The 11,878-nt window shown below is 66.2% G+C and carries 12 protein-coding genes; 10 read left to right on the top strand and 2 right to left on the bottom strand.

The window, feature by feature from the left end:
• Window position 1 precedes the first annotated feature (1 nt).
• Window positions 2-1,528, top strand: coding sequence for an aminoacyl--tRNA ligase-related protein (locus AC07U1_RS14400; RefSeq protein WP_495176033.1), 1,527 nt, complete (start codon window positions 2-4; stop codon window positions 1,526-1,528).
• Window positions 1,529-3,832, top strand: a complete 2,304-nt coding sequence (locus tag AC07U1_RS14405; RefSeq protein ID WP_495176032.1) for a ribonuclease R family protein — start codon at window positions 1,529-1,531, stop codon at window positions 3,830-3,832.
• A gap of 97 nt (window positions 3,833-3,929) precedes the next feature.
• On the opposite strand, the gene AC07U1_RS14410 is transcribed toward AC07U1_RS14405, so the two are convergent.
• A complete protein-coding gene (locus AC07U1_RS14410) occupies window positions 3,930-4,715 on the bottom strand; it encodes a helix-turn-helix domain-containing protein (RefSeq protein ID WP_187139859.1) in 786 nt (261 codons plus the stop codon).
• A 120-nt stretch (window positions 4,716-4,835) separates the two neighbouring features.
• Here AC07U1_RS14410 and AC07U1_RS14415 point away from each other — a divergent pair, with 120 nt between their 5' ends.
• Window positions 4,836-5,228, top strand: coding sequence for a hypothetical protein (locus AC07U1_RS14415; protein ID WP_495176031.1), 393 nt, complete (start codon window positions 4,836-4,838; stop codon window positions 5,226-5,228).
• Here the strand turns inward: AC07U1_RS14415 and AC07U1_RS14420 are convergent.
• Window positions 5,225-5,680, bottom strand: coding sequence for a universal stress protein (locus AC07U1_RS14420; protein ID WP_056347666.1), 456 nt, complete (start codon window positions 5,678-5,680; stop codon window positions 5,225-5,227). The genes AC07U1_RS14415 and AC07U1_RS14420 overlap by 4 nt on opposite strands.
• A gap of 161 nt (window positions 5,681-5,841) precedes the next feature.
• Between AC07U1_RS14420 and AC07U1_RS14425 the strand changes: the two genes are divergently transcribed.
• The 7 genes from AC07U1_RS14425 to AC07U1_RS14455 all read left to right on the top strand — a co-directional run bounded on the left by AC07U1_RS14425 (window position 5,842) and on the right by AC07U1_RS14455 (window position 11,844).
• Window positions 5,842-7,155 (top strand): pyruvate dehydrogenase complex dihydrolipoamide acetyltransferase, encoded by a 1,314-nt coding sequence (locus AC07U1_RS14425; RefSeq protein WP_495176030.1) that lies wholly within the window; start codon window positions 5,842-5,844, stop codon window positions 7,153-7,155.
• 118 nt (window positions 7,156-7,273) lie between these two features.
• Entirely contained in the window at window positions 7,274-7,684 is a 411-nt protein-coding gene (locus tag AC07U1_RS14430) for an endonuclease domain-containing protein (protein WP_495176029.1), read from the top strand.
• Window positions 7,677-9,074 (top strand): dihydrolipoyl dehydrogenase, encoded by a 1,398-nt coding sequence (gene lpdA / locus AC07U1_RS14435; protein ID WP_495176028.1) that lies wholly within the window; start codon window positions 7,677-7,679, stop codon window positions 9,072-9,074. The genes AC07U1_RS14430 and lpdA overlap by 8 nt, the downstream gene beginning before the upstream one ends.
• 98 nt (window positions 9,075-9,172) lie before the next feature.
• Window positions 9,173-9,796 carry a phosphatase PAP2 family protein gene (locus AC07U1_RS14440; protein ID WP_495176027.1) on the top strand — a complete coding sequence of 208 codons (624 nt, stop codon included), beginning with the start codon at window positions 9,173-9,175 and terminating at the stop codon, window positions 9,794-9,796.
• Between the two features lie 55 nt (window positions 9,797-9,851).
• On the top strand, window positions 9,852-10,250 hold the full coding sequence (locus tag AC07U1_RS14445) for a hypothetical protein (protein WP_056347656.1): 399 nt from the start codon (window positions 9,852-9,854) through the stop codon (window positions 10,248-10,250).
• A 6-nt stretch (window positions 10,251-10,256) separates the two neighbouring features.
• On the top strand, window positions 10,257-10,883 hold the full coding sequence (locus tag AC07U1_RS14450) for a hypothetical protein (RefSeq protein ID WP_492738405.1): 627 nt from the start codon (window positions 10,257-10,259) through the stop codon (window positions 10,881-10,883).
• A 40-nt stretch (window positions 10,884-10,923) separates the two neighbouring features.
• Window positions 10,924-11,844, top strand: coding sequence for an aminotransferase class IV (locus AC07U1_RS14455; RefSeq protein WP_495176026.1), 921 nt, complete (start codon window positions 10,924-10,926; stop codon window positions 11,842-11,844).
• Window positions 11,845-11,878 lie beyond the last annotated feature (34 nt).

An 11,878-nucleotide genomic window follows, 5' to 3' on the forward strand; every position in this document is an offset into this window, starting at 1 on the left:
CATGGTCAAACATGCGCTCAGCGTAACCCGGCAGGCCGACTTTGCGGCCTGGTATCAGGATGTCATTGCCGAAGCCGATCTTGCCGAGGAATCGGGCGTCCGCGGCTGCATGGTCATCAAGCCGTGGGGCTATGGCATGTGGGAACGCATCCAGACGGTGATGGACGCCCGCATCAAGGATGCCGGGGTCCAGAATTGCTATTTTCCGCTCTTCATCCCGTTGAGCTTCTTTGAAAAGGAAGCCGACCATGTGGATGGTTTTGCCAAGGAAATGGCGGTCGTCACACACCATCGCCTGATCGCCAACGACAAGGGCAAGCTGGTCCCCGATCCCGAAGCGAAGCTCGAGGAACCGCTGATCGTCCGCCCGACCTCGGAGACGGTGATCGGCGCGGCGATGAGCCGCTGGGTGCAGAGCTGGCGCGACCTGCCGCTCAAGGTCAACCAATGGGCCAATGTCGTGCGCTGGGAAATGCGCACGCGCATGTTCCTGCGCACCAGCGAATTCCTGTGGCAGGAGGGCCATACCGCGCACGCCGACAAGGCCGACGCGATGGCCGAGACGCTGCGCGCGCTCGAAATGTACCGCGCCTTCGCCGAGGATGTGCTGGCGATGCCCGTCGTCGCGGGCGAAAAACCCGAGAATGAGCGCTTTCCGGGCGCCGTCGCGACCTATTCGATCGAGGCGATGATGCAGGACGGCAAGGCGTTGCAGGCTGGCACCTCGCATTACCTGGGCACCGGTTTCGCCGAAGCGGCGGGCATCCGTTATCAGGACAAGGATGGCGGCCACAGCCTGTGCCACACGACGAGCTGGGGCACGTCGACGCGGATGATCGGCGGGGTCATCATGACCCACGGCGACGACGACGGCCTGCGCTGTCCGCCGCGCATCGCGCCGCACCAGATCGTCATCGTGCCGATGCTCCGCGACAATGAGGAAGACGCCGCGATCCTCGATTATTGCCGCGGGATCGAGGCGAGCCTCAAGGCGCTCGACGCCTTCCGCGAACCCGTGCGCGTGCTGCTCGACACCGGCGGCGCCAAGGCGCAGACCAAGCGCTGGGGCTGGGTCAAGAAGGGTGCGCCGATCATCGTCGAAATCGGTCCGCGCGACATGGCGGGCGGCAATGTCGCGGTGATCCGCCGCGACCGGCTGTACAAGGACGACGGCAAGCTGAACACGGCGTTCGTCGGCAGGGACGCGTTCGCCGCCGGCGCGGTGGCGATGCTTGAGGAGATCCAGGCAAGCCTCTACGCCGAGGCCAAGGCGCGGCTCGACGACAATATTCGCCGCGATGTGACGGATCTGAAAGCGCATTTTGCCGGCGACGACAAATTTGTCGGCTGGGCCGAAGTCCAATGGTCGCGCCCGACCGGCGTCGCGCTCGACAAGATCGTCGAGCAGTTGAAGGCACTCAAGCTGACGATGCGCAACACCCCGCTCGATGCCGCACCCGCCGACGGCGCCTGCTTCTTCACCGGCGAACCCGCGGTCGAACGCGTGCTGATAGGACGGACCTATTAATTGGCAAAAGCGCAACGGCCCGCGGGGTTGCCCAAGCCCGACCAGATCCTCCGTTTCATCGAAACGAGCAGCGGTCCGGTCGGCAAGCGCGAGATCGCCAAGCATTTCGCGCTGCACGGTGCCGAGAAGATCGCGCTGAAGGCGCTGCTCAAGGATATGACCGACGAGGGGCTCGTCGATCTCGCGGCGGGGCGTTCGTTCCACAAGCACGGCGGATTGCCGCGCGTTACCGTGCTGCGCGTCACCTCGATCGACGGCAGCACCGTCTGGGCCGTCCCCGAGCATTGGGAAGCCGCCGGTCCCGCACCGCGGCTGCGCGTGATGGAGCAGGGCCGCAAGGGCGCGCTTGGCGTTGGCGATCGCATCCTCGCGCGCACCGAAGAACGCGGCAGCGGCCATGTCGCGCACCCGATGAAGAAATTGCAGACGGGCGGCGAGACTGTGATCGGCGTTCTCGTCGAGGATATGGGACCCGGCGGCAAGCCGATCCTGTGGCTGCGCCCCGCCGACAAGCGCGCGCGCTACGACTTCGCGGTTGCCGACAAGGGTGATGCCAATGTCGGCGATCTGGTGCGCGCCGAACTGAGCGGCCGCGGACCGGCGATCAAGGCGAAAGTCGTCGAGCGCCTCGGCGATCCGTTCGCGCCGCGCGCGCTGAGCATGATCGCGATCGCGCGCCATGAAATCCCGCATGTCTTCGGCACCGAAACAATCGCCGAAGCCGAGGTCGCCGCGAAACTCCCGCTGACCCCCGACGGGCGCGAGGATCTGCGCGACCTGCCGATCGTCGCGATCGACCCGATCGACGCGCGCGACCATGACGACGCCGTCTGGGCGGCGCCCGACGAGGATGCTACCAACAAGGGCGGCTGGCGCGCGATCGTCGCGATCGCCGATGTCAGCTTCTATGTCCGCCCCGATGGCGCGCTCGACCGCGAGGCGCGGCGGCGTGGCAACAGCGTCTATTTCCCCGATCAGGTTGTGCCGATGCTGCCCGAGACTTTGTCGGCGGGTGTCTGCTCGCTGAAAGCCGGGCAGGACCGCGCCGCGATGGCGTGCCACCTCGTCATCGACAAGCATGGCAAGGTGACGTCATGGCGCTTCACCCGCGCGCTGGTGCGGCTGCGCGCGAACATCGCCTATGAACATGCGCAGGCGGCCTATGATGCCGATACGGCGCGGGACGATTGGGACGCCGAGGTGCTGCCGGGGCTGCGCAATCTCTGGGCCTGCTGGACATTGCTGGCGACCGCGCGCGCCGCCCGCGCGCCGCTCGACCTCGACCTGCCCGAACGCCAGGTCATCCTCGACGAGAAGGGCGGCATCGCCGAAATCCGCGTCCGCGACCGGCTCGATTCGATGCGGCTGATCGAGGATTATATGATCGCCGCCAACGTCGCTGCGGCGAAGGCGCTCGAGGCGAAGAAATCGCCGGTGATGTACCGCATCCACGAGCCGCCGAGCCGTGAGAAACTCGTCAGCCTCAAGGATTATCTCGAAACCTTCGAACAGAGTTTCGCGCTCGGACAGGTGATCACCCCCGCGGTGTTCAACCGCCTGATCGACGGCTTTTCCGAAGACGACCGGCTGCCCGAAATCATGCAGGCGATCCTGCGCAGCCAGACCCAGGCCTATTATGGTCCCGCCAACGCCGGCCATTTCGGCCTCGCGCTCGGCAGCTACGCGCATTTCACCTCGCCGATCCGGCGTTACGCCGATCTGATCGTCCACCGCGCGCTCGTCGATGGCTATAAGCTCGAAGTGCCGGGCAAGCCCAAGGGCTTGCCCGAGCGCACCGGGCTCGGCGAGGCCGACGCCAAGGGCCTGTCGCGCATCGGGGAGGCGATCAGCGCCCTCGAACGCCGCGCGATGGAGGCCGAGCGCGAAACGATCGACCGCTATGTCGCGGCCTATCTGTCGAGCCGGAAAGGCGAGATCGTCCAGGCGCGGATCACCGGGGTGCAGCCGTTCGGTTTCTTCGCGACCGTCGACGGCCTCGGCGGCGACGGGCTGGTGCCGGTGTCGACATTGGGAGCCGAGCGCTTCTTCTATGACGAGGCGGCGCGCAGCCTCGACAGCGAGCATGGGCGGGTGAGTTTCACCACCGGCCAACGGCTCGATCTGCGGCTGGTCGATGCCAACCCGGTCAGCGGCTCTCTGCGTTTCGAACTGCCCGACGCGCCCGAAGGCGGTTTCCGGGGCCGCCCGCCGCGCCGCGACGGGTTGAAGGACAAGGCGGGCAAACACAGCGTCGGCAAGCGCGGGCGCCCGGCGAATATCAAGCATAAGGGGCGGCGGCGCTAAACCGCATCTCGTCATTGCGAGGAGCCGAAGGCGACGCGGCAATCCAGAGTGGCGGTAACCGCCCTGGATTGCTTCGCTTCGCTCGCAATGACGAGGTTCAAGATTTCCCCGCCAACCTTGCCAACAACGCCGCACTCGCCGCATCCGCCGGGAAAAACGCCTCGATCGCCAGTTCCGACAGCGTGATATCGACCGGCGTCCCGAAGATCGTCACGGTCGATACGAACGCTATCCGCCCCGCGATGGTGTCGAGGATCAGCGGTACCGCGATGCCGCTCACCGGGCCGCCGTCATTGTCGTTCGCCTGCCGGTCATAACCCGCCAGTTCCTCGCGCAGTGCGATCAGCCCCGCGTCGGCGCTCGCCTCGATCTGCAAGTCGATCCGGTGCAGGATATGCGCGCGCCACGCGCCGAAATTGACGATCTGCGGCGCCAGCCCGTCGGGGTGCAGCGCGATCCGCAGCACGTTGACCGGCGGGACGAGCAGGGCGGGGGCTACTTGCTCGATCAGGATCGCGATCGCATCATTCGCCGCGACCATGTTCCAATGGCGGTCGACCGCGAGCGCCGGATAGGGCTCGTGCCCCTTCAATACATGCTCGACGATCGCGCGCATCCCCGCCATTTCGGCGCTGTCGAGCGCGCGTTCCTGATAATCGGGCGCGTAACCCGCCGCGAGCAGCATGGCGTTGCGCGCGCGGTGCGGGACTTCGAGGCAATCGGCGATCCGCGCCAGCATCGCGGCGCTCGGTTTCGACCGCCCGGTCTCGATAAAGCTCAGGTGGCGGGTCGAAATCTCGCTGTCGAGCGCGAGGTCCATCTGGCTCATCCGGCGCCGCGTACGCCATTCGCGCAATTGCTCGCCCAGCGGTGCAACCTGCATTGACCTTCTCCTTCGCTGCGGGAGCTATACCTCCATCTTCCTCTTTTCCATTACCTCGGGCGTAATCGACTGGCGTTGTTTCGCGGCATAATTGGGCCCAGTTCGAAAGGAGAACCCGTCATGTCCTATTTCAATCTCAAGAATGTCCTGATCATCGACGCCATCACCTGCACGGGGCTGTTCGTGCTGGGCGTCTTTGCGACCGCGACGGTTGCGGCACTTCTCGGCCTCCCCTCCGAAGTCGTGACCGTCGCGGGATGGATCGGGCTGCCGAGCGCCCTGCTGATGCTGTTCGTCGCCACGCAGAAGGCGCCGAGCAAGGGGCTCGCGAACCTGATCGCGGTCGGCAATATCGGCTGGGTCGCCGCGAGCTTCGGCGTCCTCGCGGTGTTCGCCGGCCAGATGACATGGCTCGGCATCGCGGTCGTCGTGGTGCAGGCGCTGGTCGTGCTCGATCTGGCTTTCTTCGAAGCGAAGGGCGCCGCCGCCCTGCCGCGCCTTGCGACCGCCTAGCTCAACGCATCGAGCCGGCTGATATCGATCCCGCCGGGCACCAGCATCACCGGACAGGGGAGCGTTCCCGCATCCTGTCCGGTGAAATGCGCAACCAGCGGCCCCGGCGCGCCGCTCGCCGCCGTCGCCAGCACCAGCGCAGCGACCTCGTCATTCTCGGCGATCACCTGGCACACGACCTCGGCGGGTTTGCCCGACTTGACCATGATCTGCGGCGTGACATTGGCTTCCTGCGCGACCGTGTCGGCCGCCGCCGCCACCAGCGCTTCGGCATGTTCGCGCGCCTCGGCCTCGATCGTCGCCTGCACCCCGCCGAACGCGACGAAGTCCTGTGGCGGGATGATCGCCAGCACCATCACGCCGCCGCCCGTGCGCGCCGCGCGCCGCGCGGCGAAGCGCAGCGCGAGGCTGGCCTCCGGACTGTCGTCGATCACCACCAGATAAGTCCGCATCGCCCCGACCCCCGCTATGCTTTTTATGAGGGGAGAGTGCGTCACATTCGTATGAAAGGCAAGTTTGACCCGATGGACCTTGACCCCGGCTCCGCTTATGGAGAGGTACAGGCCGTAACGGCAGGGGCAACCTGCCAGACTGACAGGGAACATGCCTCACCATGCCGATCGAACTCAAAATGCCCGCGCTCTCGCCGACGATGGAGGAGGGCACGCTCGCCAAATGGCTGGTCAAGGAGGGCGATACGGTTAAGTCGGGCGACCTGCTCGCCGAGATCGAGACCGACAAGGCGACGATGGAATATGAGGCGATCGACGATGGCGTAATCGCGCAGATATTGGTCGCCGAGGGCACCGACAATGTGAAGGTCGGCACCGTGATCGCGACGATCACCGGCGAAGGCGAGGATGCGGGGAGCGCCAAGGCGGCGCCCGCCGCTGCGACGCCTGCTCCCGAGGCGAAGGCTGAGCCTGCTCCGGCACCCGCCGCTACCCCCGCAGCGGCGCCCGCACCCGCACCGACCCCTGCTGCGGCGTCCGCCGCATCGGGCGACCGCATCAAGGCGAGCCCGCTCGCCAAGCGCCTCGCCGCCGAGCGCGGCATCGACCTGTCGACTATCACCGGCACCGGCCCCGGCGGCCGCATCGTCAAGGACGACCTCGACGGCGCCCCCGCCGGCGCCGCGGCTGTTCCCGCCGCGGCTCCGGCCGCAGCGGCCCCGTCGGCCGCGCCCGTCGCCGCGGCTCCCGCCCCTGCCGCGCACGGCGAAATCCCCGATTTCGGCATCCCGCACGAGGACAGCAAGCTGTCGGGCATGCGCAAGACGATCGCGCGCCGCCTGACGGAATCGATGCAGCAATCGCCGCACATCTACCTGACGGTAGATATCCGCCTCGATGCGCTGCTTAAGCTGCGCGGCGAACTCAACGCCAGCCTCGAAGGCCGCGGGGTGAAGCTCAGCGTCAACGACATGCTGATCAAGGCGCTCGCGGTTGCGCTCGAACGTGTGCCGGCGTGCAACGTCAGCTTCGGCGGCGATGTGATGCGCCAGTACAGCCGCGCCGACATTTCGGTCGCGGTCAGCATCCCCGGCGGGCTGATCACCCCGATCATCACCGATGCCGGCGGCAAGTCGATGTCGAAAATCTCGACCGAAATGTCCGAACTCGCGGCGAAGGCGAAGGAGGGCAAGCTCCAGCCCAGCGAATATCAGGGCGGCACCGCCAGCATCTCGAACATGGGGATGATGGGGATCAAGCAGTTCACCGCGGTGATCAACCCGCCGCAGGGCATGATCATGGCGATCGGCGCGGGCGAGAAGCGGCCCTATGTCGTCGACGACGCGATCGCGATCGCGACCGTCATGTCGGCGACCGGCAGCTTCGACCATCGCGCGATCGATGGTGCCGATGGCGCGTTGTTGATGAAGACGTTCAAGGACCTGGTGGAGAACCCGCTGGGGCTGGTGGCGTAAAATGCCCGCAAGGGGCCAAAGCCCCTCTCCCCTTGCGGGAGAGGGGTTGGGGAGTGGGGTCCGCGCCGCGTCTGCGGCGCACAAGACTGTAACCGACGCTCTCGCCCGAAAATCACTCTTGCTGGAACGCGCCCGCGACATGCGATCCAGTCCGACCGATGCGGAACGTCGGCTCTGGTCGATCTTGCGCGCCAAACGGCTGGCCGACCTGAGATGGCGTCGTCAGGTCATCATCGACGACCTCTACATCGCCGATTTCGTCTGCTTCGAGCATCGGCTGATCGTCGAGGCGGACGGCGGACAGCATGCGGAAAACGCCTATGATGCCGGTCGCGACGCCTATCTGGCCGCGCAAGGCTTTCGCATCCTGCGTTTCTGGAACAACGACGTATTGAACAATAGCGACGGCGTTGCCGAAGCCATATTGCACGCCATCGATTCTCTTGGCGCGCAGACGCGCGCCGACCTCACTCCCCAACCCCTCTCCCGTAAGGGGAGAGGGGCTTTAGAAGGAGCCCATAATGGCTGACACCAACTACGACCTCATCGTCCTCGGCTCGGGGCCCGGCGGCTATGTCGCGGCGATCCGCGCGGCCCAATTGGGCCTGAAAACCGCGATCGTCGAGCGCGAGAATCTCGGCGGCATCTGTCTCAACTGGGGCTGCATCCCGACCAAGGCGCTGCTGCGTTCGGCCGAAATCTATCATTATATGCAGCATGCCGGCGATTACGGCCTGATCGCGCAGCAGATCAGCGCCGATATCGACGCGGTGGTGAAGCGCAGCCGCGGCGTCGCCAAGCAACTGAGCCAGGGCGTCGCTTTCCTGATGAAGAAGCACAAGATCACCGTCCATATGGGCGAGGGCAAGCTGACGGCGCCGGGCAAGCTCGAGGTGAAGGGCGAGAAGGGCAGCGAAACCCTCACCGCCAAGAACATCATCGTCGCGACCGGCGCGCGCGCCCGCGACCTGCCGTTCGCGCCCGCCGACGGCAAGCGCATCTGGACCTATCGCCACGCGCTCGTCCCGCCCGAAATGCCCAAGAAGCTGCTCGTCATCGGTTCGGGCGCGATCGGGATCGAGTTCGCGAGCTTCTACAGCGACATGGGCGCCCAAGTGACGGTGGTCGAAATGCTCGACCGCGTCGTCCCGGTCGAGGACGCCGATGTGTCGGCCTTCCTCGAAAAATCGCTCAAGAAGCAGGGCATGACGATCTTCACCGGCGCCGGCGTCGAGGAATTGAAGGCGACCGCGACCGGCGTTACCGCGAAGATCAAGACCAAGGACGGCAAGACCGAAAGCGCCGAATTCAGCCACGCGATCGTCGCGATCGGCATCGTCCCGAACACCGAGAATATCGGGCTCGAAGCGCTCGGCGTGAAGACCACCAAGGGCCATATCGACACCGACGCGATGTGCCGCACCAACGTGCCCGGCCTCTGGGCGATCGGCGACGTCACCGCGCCGCCGTGGCTCGCGCACAAGGCGATGCACGAATCGATCATTTCGGTCGAGGCGATCGCCGGCAACCACCCGCACGCCATGGACCCGCGCAACATCCCCGGCTGCACCTATTGCCGCCCGCAGATCGCCAGCGTCGGGCTGACCGAGGCCAAGGCGAAGGAACTGGGGTACGAGGTGAAGGCCGGCACCTTCCCCTTCATCGGCAACGGCAAGGCGATCGCGCTCGGCGAGGCCGAGGGTTTCACCAAGACCATATTCGACGCCAAGACCGGCGAACTGCTCGGCGCGCACATGATCGGCGCCGAGGTTACCGAGCTGATCCAAGGCTATACGATCGGCAAGACCGCCGAGCTGGTCGAGGATGATTTCATCGGCACCGTCTTCCCGCATCCGACGCTGAGCGAGACGATGCACGAAGGCGTGCTCGCGGCGTTCGGGCGGCCTTTGCATATTTGACCACAACCTCGTCATCCCCGCGCAGGCGGGGATCCAGCTTTTTCCTTCAACGTGGACAGCTGGATCCCCGCCTGCGCGGGGATGGCGAAGGGGGATTGATGCCGAACAAGACCAACCGCTTCCTCATCGCCGCCGCCGTCCTGCTCCTCGCGGTGATCCTGCTAGGCTTCGCGGTCGTCGCGGGCTGGACCCGGGCGATCGACCTGCGCATCTCGACCGACCTTGTCCTCCATGTCGGCAAGAGCGACCCCGCTTTCATCGCCTTCATGCAGGGCGCGAGCTGGATCGGCGGCGGCGCGCCGCGCTGGGTCATCGTCATCGGCCTGACCGCGCTCGTCTGGCGGCTCTGCGGGCCGCGCTGTGCGGTCGCACTGGCGGGGGCGTCGCTATTGTCGAATCTCGTGTCGAGCCTGCTCAAAATGGCTTTCGGCGTCGCACGCCCCGACCTGATCCCGCATCTCGACCATCAGACGAGCTTTTCCTATCCCAGCGGCCATGCGACGAGCGCCGCGGTCGTCTATCTGATGCTCGCCTGGCTGGTGCCGCCGCGCTGGCGCCGCGCGGCGTGGAGCCTTGCGGGGGTGATGATCGTGCTCAACGGCACCTCGCGCATGATGCTTGGCGTCCATTGGGCGAGCGACATCGTCGGCGGCACGATGCTCGGCACCGCCTTCGCGCTGCTCGGTGCCGCCTGGGTGCGGCGCGGCCGGCCCGCGACATAAGAAAATCCTAACCGCTTGGCGCTACGACCCTCTTTGGAAAGAGGAGGGTTTTCCTATGGGTGGTTCGATCGGCGGGGTGTTCCGCTGGCTGCTGGCGCTGATTCCGGTCGCCTATATCGGTTTCTTCCTGTGGCATTTCATGGGCGTCGGCGGCAATTCGATGGAGGGCATCGTCGGCATCGGACTCGGTCCGACCGTGCTCGGCCTGTCGATCATCGCGCTGCTGTTCCTGATCGGCCCGCTGGTCAAGCTGCTCCGCGTCGCGTCGGGCGCGAACCGCGTGCCCGGTGCGGCGGTCAAGGTCGGTGACGACCTGCCGGCGACCGAGGGGTTCGACGCCGACGCCGCTTTCGCGCGCTATATGAGCAAGCGCGGCGAAGCGCCCGCTGTACCCGAGGAAGCGTCGCCACCCGCCGACACGCCGCGCCCGCAGTTCGGCCGCAAGATCGGCTGATCGCCGATGGTGATCGTCCAGTATAGCGGCGGCAAGCTCGTCACCCGCGCGCTGCTGTTTTTCTTCGGCGGCTTTGCGCTGATGGGCACGCTGATCGGCGCGCCGCTCGGGCTCTATCTGATCGCTTATGGATGCCGCGCGCTGTGGAAGGCGATGGCGCCGGACAAAGCGGCGATCACCCAGCATGCGCGCGGCCTCGAAATCCGCACGCTCTGGACCAAGCGTTTCGTCTCCTTCGATCATTATACCCATGTCGGCGCCGAAACGCTCTTTCTCAGCGCGGCGGGTCTGCCGATCCCGGGACCGGTGATGCTGGTGATCCACAGCGACAAGGGCGGCATCGCGGGCAAACGCAAGCTGCGCCTCCCGCTCGGTTATCTGAAGCTCGTCGAACGCGCGGTGCCGCTCGTCGGGGAAGCGATCGAAATCTTCGCGATGCCGCACCGCGAGGCGGGGGCGGTCTGGCACAAGGTGCTCGACGAACGCCGCGCGGTCGAGGGCGGCCCGCCGCCGCCGCGCCAGCTCGCCACCGCCGAGGAACGCGCGGCGGCGCGCCGTGACCCGCTCGAGGGCGCCGCCCGCGGCCGTCTCGACCGCCCGCCGCCGGGCAGTTTCGGCCGCAAGGTCGCCTGACACCTCTCGACAGCGTCGCGCCAGCGGCTAGGCTCGCGCCATGGCTCAAGGCACCCACGATTTCGTCCCCGATCCGCGCAACGACGCGATCCTGATCAACGTCAACGGCACGCTGGTGCCCCGTATCGATGCGAGCGTGTCGGTGTTCGACAGCGGCTTCATGCTCGGCGACGGGGTGTGGGAGGGGATCCGCGTCCACAAGGGGCGCATGGCCTTCCTCGACCAGCATATGGACCGCTTGTTCGAGGGTGCGAAGGCGATCGCGATGGACATCGGGATTTCGCGAGAGGCGCTGATCCAGCGGCTTTACGACACGATCGCGGGCAACCAGATGGACGCCTGTCACATCCGCCTGATGGTCACTCGCGGCATCCGCTCGACCCCCTATCAGGACCCGCGCGTCGTAATCTCGCCCGCGACGATCGTCATCATCGCCGAACATAAGGACCCGCTGCCCGCGACGGTCGAAAAGGGACTGTCGCTGTTTACCGTCCATGTCCGCCGCGGCGACCCCGCGGTGCAGGACCCGAAGCTCAATTCGCACAGCAAATTGAACTGCATCACCGCGTGCATCCAGGCGGCGCAGGCGGGCGCCGATGAGGCGCTGATGCTCGACCCGCACGGCTTCGTCGCGACCTGCAATTCGACCCATTTCTTCATCGTGCGCAAGGGCGAGGTATGGACCTCGAGCGGCGATTATTGCCTCGCCGGCATCACCCGCAGCAACGTCATCCGCATCTGCCGCGAGGCGGGCATCCCGGTGTATGAGAAGAATTTCTCGCTCACCGACGTCTATGGCGCCGAGGAGGCGTTCGTGACCGGCACCTTCGCGGGGGTGGTGCCCGCGCATACTATCGACGGGCGTGTGCTGACCGAGGGGCGGGGGCCGATGGTCGAGCGGTTGCAAGGGCTCTACAAGATATTGATCGAGCGCGACATTTCGGGCGAGTTAAATGGCTAAATCGCACCCCCAATCCCGTTTGCGTCGAGCGAAG

It is taken from the genome of Sphingopyxis sp. GW821-FHT02C12, from assembly GCF_059421785.1.